This window comes from Serratia proteamaculans (assembly GCF_008830365.1).
GTDB lineage: Bacteria > Pseudomonadota > Gammaproteobacteria > Enterobacterales > Enterobacteriaceae > Serratia > Serratia proteamaculans.
Window position 1 is genome coordinate 286455 of the sequence record NZ_WBKI01000002.1, and the last position, 15287, is coordinate 301741.

At 57.3% G+C, this 15287-nt stretch carries 17 protein-coding genes and 1 pseudogene; 8 read left to right on the plus strand and 10 right to left on the minus strand.

Annotation, left to right across the window (positions count from 1 at the left end; translation table 11 throughout):
• The first annotated feature begins 24 nt into the window (after positions 1 to 24).
• Positions 25 to 861: a helix-turn-helix transcriptional regulator gene (locus F8R23_RS10290; RefSeq protein WP_129935493.1), complete on the plus strand. Its 837-nt coding sequence runs from the start codon at positions 25 to 27 to the stop codon at positions 859 to 861.
• A 2-nt stretch (positions 862 to 863) separates the two neighbouring features.
• Here the strand turns inward: F8R23_RS10290 and F8R23_RS10295 are convergent, their stop codons facing one another.
• Entirely contained in the window at positions 864 to 1493 is a 630-nt protein-coding gene (locus F8R23_RS10295) for a LysE family translocator (protein ID WP_151415596.1), read from the minus strand.
• A 70-nt stretch (positions 1494 to 1563) separates the two neighbouring features.
• A complete protein-coding gene (locus F8R23_RS10300) occupies positions 1564 to 2478 on the minus strand; it encodes a DMT family transporter (RefSeq protein ID WP_151415597.1) in 915 nt (304 codons plus the stop codon).
• A 136-nt stretch (positions 2479 to 2614) separates the two neighbouring features.
• Between F8R23_RS10300 and F8R23_RS10305 the strand changes: the two genes are divergently transcribed.
• A complete protein-coding gene (locus F8R23_RS10305; protein WP_099064034.1) occupies positions 2615 to 3049 on the plus strand; it encodes an Lrp/AsnC family transcriptional regulator in 435 nt (144 codons plus the stop codon).
• Here F8R23_RS10305 and dinG read toward each other — a convergent pair whose 3' ends face one another.
• The 3 genes from dinG to F8R23_RS10320 are packed head-to-tail and all read right to left on the minus strand — an operon-like array spanning position 3050 to position 6019.
• Positions 3050 to 5248 carry an ATP-dependent DNA helicase DinG gene (dinG, locus tag F8R23_RS10310; protein WP_129935497.1) on the minus strand — a complete coding sequence of 733 codons (2199 nt, stop codon included), beginning with the start codon at positions 5246 to 5248 and terminating at the stop codon, positions 3050 to 3052.
• Between the two features lie 14 nt (positions 5249 to 5262).
• Positions 5263 to 5697, minus strand: a complete 435-nt coding sequence (locus tag F8R23_RS10315) for a tautomerase family protein (protein ID WP_112348193.1) — start codon at positions 5695 to 5697, stop codon at positions 5263 to 5265.
• A gap of 4 nt (positions 5698 to 5701) precedes the next feature.
• Positions 5702 to 6019 carry a carboxymuconolactone decarboxylase family protein gene (locus tag F8R23_RS10320; protein WP_112348192.1) on the minus strand — a complete coding sequence of 106 codons (318 nt, stop codon included), beginning with the start codon at positions 6017 to 6019 and terminating at the stop codon, positions 5702 to 5704.
• 382 nt (positions 6020 to 6401) lie between these two features.
• On the opposite strand from F8R23_RS10320, the gene ompC reads away from it, so the two are divergent.
• From ompC to F8R23_RS10335, 3 genes are all read left to right on the plus strand, one after another.
• A complete protein-coding gene (ompC, locus tag F8R23_RS10325; protein ID WP_112348191.1) occupies positions 6402 to 7499 on the plus strand; it encodes a porin OmpC in 1098 nt (365 codons plus the stop codon).
• Between the two features lie 191 nt (positions 7500 to 7690).
• On the plus strand, positions 7691 to 8560 hold the full coding sequence (locus tag F8R23_RS10330) for a GNAT family N-acetyltransferase (RefSeq protein ID WP_129938508.1): 870 nt from the start codon (positions 7691 to 7693) through the stop codon (positions 8558 to 8560).
• A 45-nt stretch (positions 8561 to 8605) separates the two neighbouring features.
• Positions 8606 to 9412 (plus strand): 5'-nucleotidase, lipoprotein e(P4) family, encoded by an 807-nt coding sequence (locus F8R23_RS10335; protein ID WP_390900930.1) that lies wholly within the window; start codon positions 8606 to 8608, stop codon positions 9410 to 9412.
• Between the two features lie 62 nt (positions 9413 to 9474).
• Here F8R23_RS10335 and F8R23_RS10340 read toward each other — a convergent pair whose 3' ends face one another.
• From F8R23_RS10340 to F8R23_RS10350, 3 genes are all read right to left on the minus strand, one after another.
• Positions 9475 to 9993, minus strand: coding sequence for a GNAT family N-acetyltransferase (locus tag F8R23_RS10340; protein WP_151415598.1), 519 nt, complete (start codon positions 9991 to 9993; stop codon positions 9475 to 9477).
• Positions 9994 to 9995: 2 nt separating this feature from the next.
• Positions 9996 to 10565, minus strand: a complete 570-nt coding sequence (locus F8R23_RS10345) for a helix-turn-helix domain-containing protein (RefSeq protein WP_099064026.1) — start codon at positions 10563 to 10565, stop codon at positions 9996 to 9998.
• 111 nt (positions 10566 to 10676) lie between these two features.
• The gene (locus F8R23_RS10350) at positions 10677 to 12131 is read right to left on the minus strand and encodes an MFS transporter (RefSeq protein WP_129935507.1); all 1455 of its coding nucleotides are present in this window, start codon (positions 12129 to 12131) and stop codon (positions 10677 to 10679) included.
• Between the two features lie 104 nt (positions 12132 to 12235).
• Here F8R23_RS10350 and F8R23_RS10355 point away from each other — a divergent pair, with 104 nt between their 5' ends.
• The 3 genes from F8R23_RS10355 (at position 12236) to F8R23_RS24155 (ending at position 14260) form a co-directional block, all read left to right on the plus strand.
• Positions 12236 to 12889 (plus strand): helix-turn-helix transcriptional regulator, encoded by a 654-nt coding sequence (locus tag F8R23_RS10355; protein WP_112348186.1) that lies wholly within the window; start codon positions 12236 to 12238, stop codon positions 12887 to 12889.
• A 168-nt stretch (positions 12890 to 13057) separates the two neighbouring features.
• Entirely contained in the window at positions 13058 to 13981 is a 924-nt protein-coding gene (gene yedA, locus F8R23_RS10360; RefSeq protein WP_112348185.1) for a drug/metabolite exporter YedA, read from the plus strand.
• 102 nt (positions 13982 to 14083) lie between these two features.
• On the plus strand, positions 14084 to 14260 hold the full coding sequence (locus F8R23_RS24155; RefSeq protein WP_165366366.1) for a hypothetical protein: 177 nt from the start codon (positions 14084 to 14086) through the stop codon (positions 14258 to 14260).
• On the opposite strand, the pseudogene F8R23_RS24275 reads toward F8R23_RS24155, so the two are convergent.
• Together F8R23_RS24275 and F8R23_RS10370 are read right to left on the minus strand one after the other, a co-directional pair.
• Positions 14248 to 14496: pseudogene (locus F8R23_RS24275) on the minus strand (LysR substrate-binding domain-containing protein); the annotation flags it as partial. The gene F8R23_RS24155 and the pseudogene F8R23_RS24275 overlap by 13 nt on opposite strands.
• Before the next feature lie 4 nt (positions 14497 to 14500).
• Entirely contained in the window at positions 14501 to 15280 is a 780-nt protein-coding gene (locus F8R23_RS10370) for a phosphate/phosphite/phosphonate ABC transporter substrate-binding protein (protein ID WP_129935509.1), read from the minus strand.
• Between the last annotated feature and the right edge of the window lie 7 nt (positions 15281 to 15287).

A 15287-nucleotide genomic window follows, 5' to 3' on the forward strand; every position in this document is an offset into this window, starting at 1 on the left:
ACTAACAGCAACAGGACAACCACTATGCCACCGCGCACCCTCAACCGAACACGTCAGGATCTGGCGGATTTTCTGCGTCAAAAGCGGGAGAAATTATCGCCGCAGGCCGTCGGCTTGCCGAGTGGTACCCGACGCCGGACGCCGGGGCTGCGGCGCGAAGAGGTGGCCGCACTGGCGGGGGTGGGCCTTACCTGGTACACCTGGCTGGAACAGGGGCGGGAGATCAACGCCTCGGTGGATTTTCTGGAAAACCTGGCGCGGGTGCTGAAGCTGGATGCCACCGGGCGCTACCATCTGTTTTTGCTGGCGCATCAGCGGCCGCCGGTGCCGGTAGGCCATCAATGGTGTCAGGTATCGCCGCTGGTACGTCGCCTGCTGGACGACCTGAAACTGCGCCCGGCTTACGTCATGAACCTGAGCTGGGACATCATCGCCTGGAACCCAGCGGCGGATCGGCTGTTTGCCATCGGCGATCGCCCGGCGCAACAACGCAACATGCTGTGGATGCTGTTCGCCGATCCACAGCTCAACCAGCGGCTGATGGAGTGGCAGGCGCAAGCGCCGCAAATCCTGGCCAGCTTTCGCCGCGACTATGCCCGCGCACCGGAAGACGCCACCATGCAGCAACGGGTTCAGATGCTGGAACAGGTATCACCGCAGTTCCGCCAGCTGTGGCAACAGCATGATATTCATGGCCGCTGCCAGGGGCAGCGTACTTTCACGGTGCCGGGTGCCGGCCAGGTGACGTTCGAACATGCGTCGTTCATTGTCGATGAGGAAAATCATTTGCGACTGGTGATGTACAGCGCGCTGGCGCAATGCCCGGCCAGCGCGGCGTTTGAGGCATTACTGCAGGCGTAAGGCTATTTACGGCTGTCAAAAATCAGCTTGCAGGCCAGCCCGGCGAATACGCCACTCAGCAGGTAGTTCGGCCAGCGCGCGCTGAAGCGGCGACCGACAAAACGGCTTTTCATGCTGCTGACCGCCATGATCAACCCGCCATTAATCAGCAGCCCCACCAGATTCAGCACCGTCGCCAGTAACAGCATTTGCACCACCAACGAACCGGCCTGCGGATCGATAAACTGCGGGAACAATGCCAGAACGAACAGCGCCATTTTGGGATTGAGGATGTTGGTGAACAGCCCCTGTCGAAAAATCCGCATGGCCGGTACTGCCGCTAACCCGGAAGAAGCCTGCAAACTGCTGCCGGTTCGCAGCGTTTTCCAGGCCAGATACAGCAAATAGGCTGCCCCCAACATGCGCACTGCGTCATAGGCCAGCGGCACCGCGACGAACAGTTGCGACAGGCCTAACGCCGCCGCCAGGGCGTGGCAATAGGTACCAAGCTGGATCCCCGCCAATGATGCAAAACCCGCGCGTCGGCCCTGACTGACGCTGCGTGAAGCGATCAGCAACATATCCGGGCCGGGAGTCACCGTCAGCGCCAGGCAGGCGCCGGAAAACAGCAAAAGTGTGGAAGCATCAACCATAAATCACCTGGTACCGCGTGGCGGGAAACAGGTTTTATCATAGATCTACCGCCGCCGTTTGTCAGCTCTGTCACTGTTCGGGGGCCGGCTTGTCGCCTGGCGCAGCCGTTAGCCGAACGCGGCGCTCACCCAGCAGGTTCATGCCCGCGGCCGCCAGCAGGATGATAGCCGTGCCGGCAAACTGCAGCGCCACCAACCGATGACCAAATGCCAGCCGATCCACCATCATGGCGGCAATCGGATAAATAAAGGACAGTGAGCCGATCAGGTTGGTCGGCAACTTTTGGATCGCGCCATACAGCAATACGTACATGATCCCGGTGTGTAATACACCAACCGTCACCAACATACCCCACTGTCCGGCACCGGCCGAGGCATGGAAATCCACCAGCGGTAACAGCATCACCACGCCGACCGTGACCTGGATCAGCGCAATCAGGTGCGGCGGCGTCCCTTTCAGTCGTTTGGCGGCCAGCGCCATCAGGGCATAGAAAAACGCCGCCCCCAACGCCAGCAAAATACCCATCAGGTAGTTATTCTGTCCGCCCGCCTGTTTCGGCTGCGCCAACACCACCAGCATCATGCCGACAAATGCCAGCACCAACCACAGCAGTTTGCGGGCGGTCAGTTTCTCACCGAGGAACAACGCGCCCAGCGCCACCAGCATAAACGGCTGCGTGTTGTACACCGCGGTAGCGATGGAGATCGACGCATAAGAATAAGCGGCAAACAGCAGCAACCAGTTGATCACCAGCGCGACGCCACCGGCAATCGCCAGCAGCAGCGTAGTACGCGTCAAAATATCGCGTCGCAGTTGGCCCAGCGCCGCGCAGATTGCCAGCAGCACCAACGCGCCTATCGCACAGCGCCAGAACACCACGTTAATCACCGGCTGGCCGGACATCAGCACAAACCAGCCAATGGTGCCGGAAATCAGCATCGCAGCGATCATCTCCAGCGAGCCGCGTTTTATTTCTACATTCATGGTTGTTTCCTCAGGGTAGCCCAATACGCTTATCTTGCGGCTTTCCCACGCCGGTTTCCATGGCATAAAAAAGGCCATTATGCTTAACTGCCTTTTTATCGAAGGCATAAAACATAAATAACCTAATGGAGGTTGAATGGATGATATCGATCGCCAGATCCTGACCCTGCTGGCCGAGGATGCACGGGTGTCGCTGAAAACCCTCAGCGCCAGCGCCGGTCTGTCGTCACCCAGCACTTCGGAACGGCTGCGGCGACTGGAAGAAAGTGGTGTGATCCGGGGCTACACCCTGAACGTCGATTTGCAGGCGTTGGGCTACGCTTTTCAGTCTCTGGTGCGCATCAAACCGCTGCCGGGCATGCTGAAGAAGGTTGAACAGATGATCCAGGCGACCCCAGAGGTAATTGAATGTGACAAGGTGACCGGCGAGGACTGTTTTATCGTGCGCCTGGTGGCGCACTCGATGGAACAACTTGACCAGACCCTGGATCGTCTGGCCGAGTGCGCGCAAAGCAACACGTCTATCGTCAAAACCACGCCGGTGAAGCGCCGCCTGCCGCCGCTGCTTTGATTAACGCGTACGCCGACGGGCGAACGGATTCTTGCGCTTTTTGTCTTTTTTCTCTGCCGCAGCGGCAGATTTAACCGCGGCCAGGTGCGCCTTGTCAGCTTCAGGGACTTCGCGCTGTTCGATAGGAAACACCGGCAGTGCCGCCAGCAAGCGCGAGCCATAGCTTTTGGTCAGCAGGCGACGATCGTAAATCACGATCTCGCCGTGACATTCATTACTGCGGATCAGTCGGCCCACTTGCTGGATCAGGTTGAACGAAGCGCTTGGCAGGCTCTGCACCTCAAACGGATAGCGCTTCAGCGACTTCAGCCATTCACCTTCGGTCAGGATCACCGGGCTGTCGATCGGCGGGAAGGCGATTTTGTGGATATGTACCTGGGTCAGCAGTTCACCTTTCAGATCCAGCCCTTCGGCGAACGACTGCAGGCCGATTAACACGCTGGCGGTGCCCTTCTCGACCCGCTTACGGTGCTCTTCCACTAACCGGTAGCGCGGTTGATCGCCCTGTACCAGCAGCATCAGGCGCAGATCGGTGACGTAGCTGAGAAAGGTCTGCATCGCCCGGTGGCTGCTGAACAAAATCAGCATGCCCTTGTGCTTGCCGCTGGCCTGCTCGGCTCGGAAAAAGCGCGCCATCTCTTCCAGGTGTTCGGCCTCATTGGCCATCGCCGGCTCAAAGCGCATGTTCGGAATGACAATCTTGCCCTGCTCCACGTGATTGAACGGCGAAGACAGGGACTCGAAGCGATCGCCGGCCTTTTCACTCAGCCCACTCATTTCTTGCAGACGCGCAAAGCTGTTCAGCGAGCGCAGCGTCGCCGAAGTGATCACTACGTGCGGCACCTTGCGCCACAGCAGCTTTTCCAATTGATCGCTGACGCGGATCCCCACGCAGTGCAGATACAGATGGGTCACGTTATCGCGCAAGTCGCGCGTGACCCACTTGGAGATCGGCGCATTGGAAGACTTGTCCAACGCAGCCAGCCGCCACAGTTTGCTCATCGCCTCCAGATACCCCAGGGTGCGGCTCATCTGAATGATGGAACGGTGCAAACGGACAATGTCGTGCTTGCCGGTCTGTTCGCTGAGATCGTTGACGATAAACTCCGCCACCCCGCGCAAAGCGTCGGTCAGTTTGAACAACCGCGCGCAGGTTTCCACCATTTCCGCCGGCAGTTCGCCCATTTCAAAACGGTGTTCGGCGATGACGGTGTCAGTCGGTAGATAAGCGCTGACCTGATGCTCGAAAGTCTGGATCAGTTCGCGCAGTTCTTCACAATGGTTTTTCAAACGTTCGTCGTTCGCCAACCCCGGTGGGCTTTTAGGTCGGTATTGCGTCATGCACTGCTCAACGTGACGCACGATCATGTCCAACTGCAGGTTAGTCGACAATGCGGTGATTTCGCCCTCAATCTCCAGTGCGTCACGCGCCACTTCCGGCAAATGATGACCTTCGTCCAGCACCAGCAGTAGCTCTTTCGGGTTGGGCAGCACCGATTCGGTTTCCAGTGCCGCCATCACCAACGCATGGTTAGCCACCACCACGTCGGCGGTCTCAATTTCTTTGCGGGCGATATAAAACGGGCATTCACGGATGTAATGGCAGTTGCGGCCCAGGCAGTTGGCTTTATCGGTGCTCAGTTTGATCCACAGTGGATCATCAATCGACAGCTGATAATGGTCGCGCAGCCCGTCCCACTCATGGCGGCTGAGCGCTTTGCTCAGCTTTTGGCACAGCGCCTGTTCTTCACCGTTGGAAGGCGCCAGCTCGTCACCCAGAAACAGCATCAGGTCGCCCTGCTCGCTGACGTCAGTGCTCAGAGCCGCCAGGTTACGCGGGCAAACATAACGCCCGCGACCAAAGGCACCGGTAAATTTCAGATCGGGAATGATCTTCTTCAGCAGCGGCAAATCTTTGCTGTAGATCTGATCCTGTAGCGCCACGTTGGCGGTGCTGACCACCAAAGGTTTGCTCTCGGCACGGCCAACGGCGATCCCCGGGATCAGGTATGACAAGGTTTTGCCTACGCCGGTCGGCGCTTCAATCGCCAGGTGGCGCGGATAATCACCGGCCAGCGTTTTCGCCACTTCGGCGATCATCTGCCGCTGCGGAGCACGGGAAATAAAATCCGGTATTTGCTGCTGCAGGGCTTTGTACCACTGGCCAATCTGATCTTTAACTGCGGGGGAGAGCGCCATTCAACTCTATATCTTTACGAAATGATGGCGCTATTGTCCCACAGACCGTCGGCCGCGTCAGCCTGGCCTTCGATCATTGAGGCGCGACCCGCACTGAACGACCACTCGTCCAACTGAGTGGTGGTGATCACCACCATCACATCTTGCGGCCGTAACTGCAGATTTTTCGCCAGCAGCTCCGCTAACCGCTGATAAAAACGCTGTTTGGTCAGGGTATCGCGCGGACGACCAGCGGTAATGTAAAACAGCACAAAATCCACCGAACGCGGGCCGCCCAGATAGTCACGATCGTAAATCAGCTCTCCTGGGCGATATTGATCGATGGCCTGGAATTTATCGGCCGGCGGTACGCTGAAAGTCTCTACCAGCGCCTGATGCAGGCTGTCTGACAGGGTTTTCAGGTATTGCGCAGATTTTCCCTGATGCAAAGCAATGCGGCTGAATGGCATGAGGCTACTCCTGTTTCAGTTCGCGCAAACGCGTTACGGCACAAGCGGCCGCAGGCCAGCCTGCATAGAACGCCAGATGAGTAATCAACTCGGCAAGCTGTTCGACGTTCACGCCATTGCGCTGGGCCAGTTGCAGATGAAACGGCAATTGCTCCACGCGGTTAAGCGCCACCAGCGCCGCCACGGTGATCAGGCTGCGCTCACGCGGGGTGAGTATCGGCCGCTGCCAGACATCGTCGAATAATACGCCGTCACTGAGCTGCGCCAGTTTGGGGGCTATGTCGCCGAACGCCTGCTGGCCGGCCTGTTGGGAAGGTTGCATCATTTTCTCCTGTCGATTTACCGATAGCCCCACGCTACCCGCAAACACAGCAGGCGAAAATCGGGATTTTTAACACTAAAGATTCAGAAAAACAGGATGGTTAGCTCCAGAGGACGGCGCTCGAGGCGACGCTATGTATAAATCTCACGCATGATTTCTCACAATACCCGGAAGTGTGTCGATAACAGCCGACAGTCATCCAGAGAAGAAATTCACTCTTTCCGCAACTTTTTTAATCGTTCGACATGGAAATGAATATTTTGTCATAAATAGATCACATAACTACGGTAAAAAACCTGCGCTGCAAACAAACGGGCGGCACAGTGAAACAGCAGTACAACTGATGATAAGCGTCTTTCAATCGAATAAAGCAGGGTAAATCATGAAACGTAATCTTCTGGCCGTTATTATTCCGGCACTTTTAATTGCGCAGACAGCACAGGCAGCAGAAATCTACAATAAAGACGGCAACAAACTTGATTTTTACGGCCGCGTAAAAGCACTGCACTATTTTTCTGACGATACCGGCAATGATGGCGACAAAACCTATGTGCGTATCGGTTTTAAAGGCGCGACACAAATTAACGATATGCTGACTGGCTACGGCCAGTGGGAATATCAGATTGGTGCCAACCATGCCGAATCCGACGGCACCAAAGATACTAAAACTCGCCTGGGCTTCGCCGGTCTGAAATATAAAGATATCGGTTCCTTCGACTACGGCCGCAACTACGGCATTATCTATGACGTCGGCGCCTGGACGGATATGCTGCCAGAGTTCGGTGATGATGCTTACGTCAAGACCGACAACTTTATGAACGGTCGTACCAACGGTGTGGCAACCTACCGTAACAATGACTTCTTCGGTCTGGTGGAAGGCCTGAAGTTCGCCGTGCAGTATCAGGGCAAAAACGAAAACGACGGCCGTGCCGGCAGCAAGGCGAACGGTGACGGTTGGGGTCTGTCTTCCAGCTATGAAATCATCGACGGCCTAAGCGTTGGCGCTGCCTACGCTTCTTCCAACCGTACTGCCGGCCAAAAAGCGGGCACCTTCGGTAAGGGCGATAAAGCAGATATCTGGGCTGGCGGCCTGAAATACGACAATAACGACGTTTATCTGGCGGCGACCTACTCGCAAAGCCGTAATATCGCGCCTATTTCCGGTACTGCGACCATCAACAACAATTCTACCTCCGTTAGCGGCTTTGCCAATAAAGCAGAAGGTCTGGAATTGGTTGCACAATATCAGTTCGACTTCGGTCTGCGTCCATCGCTGGGTTATGTTCAGCAGAAAGGCAAAGATATTGAAGGCATCGGCGATGCCGACCTGGTTAAATATATCGATGTCGGCGCTTACTACTATTTCAACAAGAACATGTCGACCTATGTCGATTATAAAATCAACCAACTCGACGGCGATAATAAGCTGGGTCTGAAAGACGACAACGTTATTGCTGTCGCCCTGACCTACCAGTTCTGATGTGATGAATAACCACCACTGCAAACCTTAGCTTCACTTGATACCCAGAGTAATTTCGCCGGGCGGCAACGCCCGGTTTTTTCATTTGGTGCCCTGGCCTCCCTTCGCCTCTCATCGCCGCATCAGGAAACTTGCCTTACAAAACAAACGGGTCTACATCTATATGTTGCGCAAATCAACCTGGATGACCTATGCCAAACACTTCCCCATTCGAATACCACTCAGCGTTGCGCTACAGCAGTGATGAGCTGGCGCAGATCCTTTGCCACTGTTTTGAAAACTACATCGTGCGCTTCGTCATTGATGGTGACACCTTCGCCCGTCGTTTCGGTGCCGAAGACCTTAGCCTGAATGACAGCATTATCGTCACGCACCAACAGCAACCGGTAGCGCTGGCGTTGATTAGCCGCCGTGGCTTGCACAGCCGGGTATCGGCGCTGTCCATCCGACCGGAAATGCGCGGTAAAGGGTTGGGCAAGGCACTGATGCAACGAATTGTTGCCGACGCGCGTGAACGTGGCGATCGCCAACTGTCGCTGGAGGTGATCGAAGGCAATGACCCGGCGATTGCGTTATACCATCAGGCCGGGCTGCGTATCGTGAGAACCCTGACCGGCCATCAGGCCGGCGAGCTGGCCGCAGCCGAGATTGTGCCGCTGCAAGAGATTGATCCGCTGCAAGAGATTGATCCGCTGTTTGTTTCCCACCGCCTGACGGCTGAAGGTGCCACCAGCCTGCCCTGGCTGATCGCCGCGGAATCGCTTTTCAAGCTGCCCGGAAAACCTCACGCCTTTACCCTTGGCCAGCATCAGGCCTATGCGGTGGTGCAGGTCGGTGCGGATAAGTGTTTTTTGCGCATGATTTACGTGCCGCCGCAGCACCGCAGCCAAGGCCATGCTCGGGCGATGTTGACCGCGCTGCAGGCACAGTTTTCACCGTTACCGCTGGTGGCCAACGTCTACGTTCCCGAAGTGGCCGCCCCCTTCTTCGACCGACTCGGCTGGCAGCAGGATCCATTACGCCAGTTTGAGATGACGATGGCCTTAGAAACACCACAATAACAACCAGAGAGCGATCCCTTTATGACAGGAAAAAACAGGCAGACAATGGCCCTTGGCGCGGCGTTTGGCATTGCGCTACTGACTCTGACCGGCTGTGCACAGCCGCCAAAAACAGATCTGCAAGCCCAGCAACGTCTGGCGGATCAGTCAGTGCTGGCACTGAACTGGTTCCAGCAGTCCGGCGAATATCAGGCGCTGTCACACCAGGCGTTCAACAGCGCCAAACTGGCCTTTGATCAGGCCAAGGCCACCCCAGGCAAGAAGAAAGCGGTAGTGGTTGATCTGGACGAAACCCTGCTCGACAACAGCCCGTACTCCGGCTGGCAAGCACAACAGGGCCAACCTTTCGCCGCTGCCACCTGGGCCAAATGGTCACAGGCGGAGCAAGCCGGTGCAGTGCCGGGTGCCGTGCAGTTTGCCCGTTACGTCAATAGCCATCAGGGCACTATGTTCTACGTTTCCAATCGCAAGCTGTCTGAATACGCCGCCACGGTAGCCAATATGCAGAAACTGGGCTTTACCGGCATGTCGGAAAAAACCGTGCTGCTTAGCGGTGACACCTCCAACAAGCAGCCACGCTTCGATGCCATCAAGAACGCGGGTTACGACATTGTGGTGTACGCCGGTGACAACCTGAACGACTTTGGCGCAGCGACCTACCACAAAGATAACGCACAGCGCCGGGCGTTTGTCGCCGACAACCAAAGCAAATTCGGCACCGAATACATCGTGCTGCCGAACCCGCTGTACGGCGACTGGGAAAGTGGTATGGCGAAGGACTATAACAAGCTGACGCCAGAGCAAAAACTGCAGATACGCCAGCAAGCCATCAAGGCCTGGAACGGGCAGTAATCTTGCTCACCCGCTAATCTTGTAGGGGCGCCGCATGCTGCGCCCGCATCAGTCGGGGAAAATTACAGCAACTTATACATATAACTGGTGGCATCCAGCGCGCTGCCGTTGCTGGCGAGGGCGTATTGCGGAATGCTGCCGGCCAGTTGAAAGCCCATTTGGCGATACATGCCTTCCGCCGTATCGCCGGTCAGGGTATCCAGCACCAGTAAATGCCGCTGAAGCTCAGCCGCCTTTTGTTGCACCTGTAGCATCAGGCTACGGGCAATGCCCCGGCGGCGAGCGTCCGGGTGCACCATCAGCTTTACCACCTCCGCCCGGTGGCGGCCGTTGTCCGGCATCGCCAGCAACAACTGTACCGTGCCAACCAGCCGCCTGGCATCGTATGCCACCAACAGCAACCGTTCCCCACGCTCAATCGCCGGTAGCAAACCACGCCAGAACGCCTGAGCCTGCTCCAGACTGAACGGCATAACAAAACCAATGCTCGCGCCCTGGGCGACGCTGGCTTGCAGCATTTCGGCCAGTTCAGGGATCGCGTTGTGTGCCACTTCGGCATTCAGTTGCTGTATCTCAATCATGATTAAGGCCTGCTGATAACGAGGGTGTAATGGGCCGGCTCAGGGCCGGGGGCATGAAATTTTGAAGCGCCGAACAGCCGATAACGCAGGCAGTCACCCGGCTCAAGCTGGAAGGTTCGTGCCTCCAGCGTCAGTTCGAGCCGGCCTGCCAGCAGCCACAGATGGTGCTCAAGCGCATGTACCGAAGGCGCGTCATAGGCAATCTCCGCCCCAGCCTCGAGGGTGCATTCAATAAACTCGGCCTTATACAGGGCGGCAGGCGGTGAGACCGAACGACGATGAAAACCGCTGGTGCGATCAACCCACACCGTTTGCTGTTCACGATGCAGCAGCTCCGGCGGCTCATCCTCGACCTCACTCAGCAGCCGCGACATGGTCAGCCCATAAGCCGAGCACAGCTTGTTTAGCAGTGAGGCGGTCGGGCTGGTTTCAGTGCGTTCGACTCGCGACAACGTCGCCCGGCTGATGCCAGTTTGCTGCGCCAGTTCCTCCAGCGACCAGCCTTGCTGCTGACGTAAATCAGACAGCCGCTGCGCCAGCCGGAGATCGGCGCTCTCCAATTCGTTATCCATGTTTTAGTCTCTGACACAAAAAAATCCCATATAAGAGAAATAATCTCAAATACGGGATTCGTCAATCAAATTTTTAACCGGCGGTAAAACTCGATTAAAAGTCTTTCGTTCCTATGACGACAACGCCGAAGGATCTGGTACCCGCTGGTCGCCTTCAACAACCGGCGGTGCGATCGCCGCACAGCGCCAGGCGCTGAACACCGCCAGCAGCGGTGCCAGTGCGAACAACAGGAACAGCCAGCGCGCCGCAGAGGCCGCCCCCGCTGATCCACCCGGTACGTTCAGCCCCGCCAGATTAGCAATCATCCCGGCCAGGGCAGCACCAAAGGCGGTCGCAAACAGTTGTACCGTGGTGATCGACGCCCCGGCAATATCCTTATCCGCCTCAGGCGAGACTTGCAGGATCCGCGTCAACAGGTGCGGCCAACCGAAGCCAATACCAAACCCCACCAACGTCAGGGCAATCACAATCGGCGTCAGCCCCGCCCAGTGCCCGCCGGACGGTATCGGCATCAGCAAGCCCAGTGCTAACAGCCCCACCAACACAAACATCGGCCCGCTGATGATCGCCCGGCGGATGCCTGCGCTGCGCCAGCCGGAACTGAGGATCTCCGATAACGTCCAACCCGCCGCCATGGTGGCCGCGATATAGCCAGAAATCAGCGGTGACTGGCCGTGCAACGTTTGCAGGAAATAAGGCACGAAGATTTCGCTGGTCATCCCCACCACCAGCAAAGAGACTGTGATATACAACGAGGCCAGAGGTGACCCACGGCGTAAGGCCCCCTTCGGCAACAGGCGAGCACGGGAGTGCGCTTCACGCTGTATCAGCCAGGCCATCATCAGCACCGCCAACGCAATCCCCCCTAAATTAACCCACGCGCTGTCCGCCAGGCTGCCGGCAGAAACCACCAGAACCGCCGTTGCCAGCAACAACAGCTGAGCCACCGGCAGCGGTGCCGCCTGTTGCTGCGGCTTGCCTTTCGGCAGGATCAGGAAGGTAAACCCGGCGTATAACACCATCACCGGCAGCAGGATGCCAAAGGCCCAACGCCAGGCGTTCAGTTCGGCAAAGATGCCGCCCACCGCCGGCCCCACCAGGGTCGCGATGCCCCACATCGCCGAAATCAGTGCCATCGCCCGCGGCCATAGCTTTTGCTCAAACACCAGATTGATCATGGCGTATGAAAGCGCGAAAATCAGCCCGCCGCCGAAGCCCTGCACGGTTCGGCCGACCAGCATCACCGGCATCGACGGTGCCAACGCGCACAGCATCGCCCCGACGATAAAGAACAGTGATGCCACCACGTAGGCACTGCGAGCCCCATAGCTACTGAGCAAACGTGCCGATAATGCCGACCCCAGAATCGACGCCACCACAAACAGCGTGGTGTTCCAGGCATACAGATCCAGACCGCCGATATCCTGCACCACCGAGGGCAAAATGGTGGTAGCGACCAGAATATTGATTGCATGCAGCGCTACACCGAGTGAGAGCGCGATCGCACTGGCGCCATTTTTGCCGGAAAAAAGATCGGCCCAGCGGCTATCATCGTTGGTTATCACGGTTGTCGTCCTGTTTTCAGAGGAATGGCATTGAGTTAATAGTGATACTGCGTTAAATTTAACAAGAATTATCTTGGAATAAGAGTAGGGTGAGGCGGAGAAATATGTCAAGAATAAACTTGGAAAATAGCGGTGGTCCCGCACAATCGGTCAGTGACCGTTTGCTGACACTATTAAAAACCCGCGGCCCACAGCAAGCGTCTGATGCAGGCAAAGTCCTTGGCACTACCGGCGAGGCCGCGCGCCAGCAGTTCGTCAAGCTGGCAAAAGATGGGTTGGTTGAAGCCGTAGCAGAAACCCGTGGCGTCGGTCGCCCGGTACAGCTGTGGCACCTGACTGCCGCAGGCAATGCCCGTTTTCCGGATACCCATTCCGAACTGACGGTACAGCTGCTGCGCACCGTGCGCGACAAACTGGGTGAACAGGCGATCGAATTGTTGATCGACACCCGCGAGCAGGAAACGCGCATTAACTACAAACAGGCGATGGTCGGCGCCACCGATTTACAGGAGCGCGTCGAGCGCCTGACGGCGATCCGTTGTCGCGAAGGCTACATGGCCGAATCACGCGTACAGGAAGACGGCTCTTTTCTGCTGGTAGAGAACCACTGCCCTATTTGCGCCGCCGCTACCGTTTGTCAGGGATTCTGCCGGGCGGAACTGAGTATTTTCACCGAGGTGTTGCAGGCGCAGGTTGAACGCTCCGAACATATCCTGGCGGGGGCACGCCGCTGCGCCTACCGTATTTCATTGCTGTAACCGACACCCGGCGCAAGGCATCCTGCAGGCTGGCGTCATCCGGTGGATCATCACCGGCTCGCCAGCCCATTGCCTGCTTAAAAAAGTACTGAAAAGCGTTGCTTATCCCCTGTCCGATCGGGTTTACTGAGCCCTCTAATAATAACCTTCCCTGCAGAATTAAAATCCATGCTGAGCCAAAGTAGCCGTAACGTCCTGCCGTTAATCGGGGCACTGTTCACGTTATATATTGTCTGGGGTTCGACCTACTTCGTTATTCGTCTGGGCGTCGAGAGCTGGCCACCGCTGATGATGGCCGGTATCCGCTTCCTGGTCGCCGGCATTGTGCTGTTCAGCTTTTTGGCGCTGCGCGGCCATGCATTGCCCACGGCAAAGCAGTGGCTGGCTGCCGGAACCATCGGTATTCTGCTGCTGGCAGTAGGTAACGGCCTGGTGACCGTGGCAGAACATCAGAACGTGCCTTCCGGTATTGCCGCCGTAATGGTGGCGACGGTGCCGCTGTTCACCCTGTGCTTCAGCCTGCTGTGGGGCATGCGCAATACCAAGCTGGAATGGGCGGGTATCGGGTTGGGCCTGGTGGGGATCGTGCTGCTGAATACCGGCAATAATCTGGTCGGCAACCCCACCGGCGCGCTGCTGATCCTGCTGGCTTCTGCCAGTTGGGCCTTTGGTTCCGTGCTGGGTTCGCGTATTTCGCTGCCGGCCGGGCCGATGGCTGGGGCAGCGGAAATGCTGGTCGCCGGTGTGGTGCTACTGGTCGTTAGCCAGCTCAGCGGCGAGCGTCTGACGCAGATGCCCACCGCCAAAGGCTTCTTCGCGCTCGGTTATCTGATCGTCTTCGGTTCGATGCTGGCGATCAGCGCCTATATGTTTTTACTGAAAAACGTACGCCCGGCGGTGGCAACCAGCTATGCCTACGTCAATCCGGTGGTGGCGGTGCTGCTCGGTATCGGCTTTGCCGGCGAGTCGTTGGCACCGCGTGAATGGGCAGCGCTGGTGATTATCGTCGCGGCAGTGGTGCTGGTCACGCTGGGTAAGTTCCTGTTTGCGCGCCCGACCAAAGTTCAGCCGAGCGGCAGCATTAAAGAGTGACCAAAATGGCGGTCTGTGGGCCGCCATTCAAAACGATTCTTGTTTCACTTGGCAAAGAGACTATAATTCCCGCTGTTCCGGGCAACCTGCGAAATCATCCCAATGCTGAAAAAATCGTTCATTATCGTTATCTTTCTGTGTGCCTTTGGTTCACTCGGCGGCGTATTCCTGGCCGGGCTGAATATGTACACCCGCTCCACCACGCCAAGCGAAGAAACCACCACCTCCAGCGAAGCTGCTGCCAGCGCTATACCGGCGGAAGGCCTTCAGAGCAAGTGATGCGCCATCCAGTCCTGACAGCGCTGCTGTAAAAAACGCCGCAACAGCCTGACGCGCTCCGACACCTGTGAACGGTGTGGACAAACCAGGCTGATGGGCACCGCGTCGCTTTACCACTCCGGCAACAACGCCAGCAGCCGTCCGGCCTGTATATCCGCCACCACATCAATGGCTGATTTACGGACAATCCCGTGCCCGGCCAACGCCCAGCGTCGTGCCACTTCGCCGTCATCGGTAACATTACAGCGCCGTCACGCCAAACACGGCGGCCTGTTGTTCCAGTCCGGCGATTTTTTGGTATGCCGAACGTGGCACCAAACTGAAATCACCGATCAACAGGCTGTCACTTACCGCCTCGCCCAGCATCGCCCTGGCCCCGGCGCGCAAGATCTCCAGCTGTTCGGGCGGGGTTTGTGCCGAAGTGATCAGTGGCAGCCCCGGAACAGTGGCGGTTCGTCCAATAATTTTTAGCCCCGCCAATGCCTGCGGCTGCGCCCGCTTCAACAGTTCAAGGCTGACGCAGTCGACGGCGGCGATATCCGCCTGCCGATTTTGGATCAGTTTTATCGACTGATAATGTGCCCCAGAAGCAATAGCGGAACTGAAGAACTTTCCGTCATGAGCCAAGGGGGCTATCAACGCCCTCAGGCTGTTATGGCCTGACTGCGAGTCGGTGCTGTTATAAGCCGCAACCCGGCCGCGAAAATCCTCCAGCCGTTCGCCGGGTTCGTCATCGCGTACCACCAGCCAACTGCTGTATTCCGGCCCTTCACAACCCTCAACGCGGTAGTGATAGGTACCAATCAACTGAACCTGCGGCAGGCTGACGGCCAACGGATAGCCACAGGTTTGACTGAGCAATAAGTCATCCCGCTGCCAATGCTGCGCCAGATCCTGCGGCCAACTGAGCAATTCGGGCGCTTGCGGCAACCCCAGTTGCAGCAATTTGCCACGCAGTACCTGCCAGAAGGCTGCGGCAGGTTGATGAGTCACGCCGTACATCGGCAAAGATACCTGCATTTTTTTC

Coding starts and splice junctions, on each gene's coding strand:
- F8R23_RS24155 (WP_165366366.1), top strand. CDS start 14,084: ATGCTGAAAAAATCGTTCATTATCGTTATCTTTCTGTGTGCCTTTGGT.
- F8R23_RS10370 (WP_129935509.1), bottom strand. CDS start 15,280: ATGCAGGTATCTTTGCCGATGTACGGCGTGACTCATCAACCTGCCGCA.
- F8R23_RS10290 (WP_129935493.1), top strand. CDS start 25: ATGCCACCGCGCACCCTCAACCGAACACGTCAGGATCTGGCGGATTTT.
- F8R23_RS10335 (WP_390900930.1), top strand. CDS start 8,606: ATGGCCCTTGGCGCGGCGTTTGGCATTGCGCTACTGACTCTGACCGGC.
- F8R23_RS10295 (WP_151415596.1), bottom strand. CDS start 1,493: ATGGTTGATGCTTCCACACTTTTGCTGTTTTCCGGCGCCTGCCTGGCG.
- F8R23_RS10300 (WP_151415597.1), bottom strand. CDS start 2,478: ATGAATGTAGAAATAAAACGCGGCTCGCTGGAGATGATCGCTGCGATG.
- F8R23_RS10320 (WP_112348192.1), bottom strand. CDS start 6,019: ATGCAACCTTCCCAACAGGCCGGCCAGCAGGCGTTCGGCGACATAGCC.
- dinG (WP_129935497.1), bottom strand. CDS start 5,248: ATGGCGCTCTCCCCCGCAGTTAAAGATCAGATTGGCCAGTGGTACAAA.
- yedA (WP_112348185.1), top strand. CDS start 13,058: ATGCTGAGCCAAAGTAGCCGTAACGTCCTGCCGTTAATCGGGGCACTG.
- F8R23_RS10355 (WP_112348186.1), top strand. CDS start 12,236: ATGTCAAGAATAAACTTGGAAAATAGCGGTGGTCCCGCACAATCGGTC.
- ompC (WP_112348191.1), top strand. CDS start 6,402: ATGAAACGTAATCTTCTGGCCGTTATTATTCCGGCACTTTTAATTGCG.
- F8R23_RS10330 (WP_129938508.1), top strand. CDS start 7,691: ATGCCAAACACTTCCCCATTCGAATACCACTCAGCGTTGCGCTACAGC.
- F8R23_RS10345 (WP_099064026.1), bottom strand. CDS start 10,565: ATGGATAACGAATTGGAGAGCGCCGATCTCCGGCTGGCGCAGCGGCTG.
- F8R23_RS10315 (WP_112348193.1), bottom strand. CDS start 5,697: ATGCCATTCAGCCGCATTGCTTTGCATCAGGGAAAATCTGCGCAATAC.
- F8R23_RS10305 (WP_099064034.1), top strand. CDS start 2,615: ATGGATGATATCGATCGCCAGATCCTGACCCTGCTGGCCGAGGATGCA.
- F8R23_RS10340 (WP_151415598.1), bottom strand. CDS start 9,993: ATGATTGAGATACAGCAACTGAATGCCGAAGTGGCACACAACGCGATC.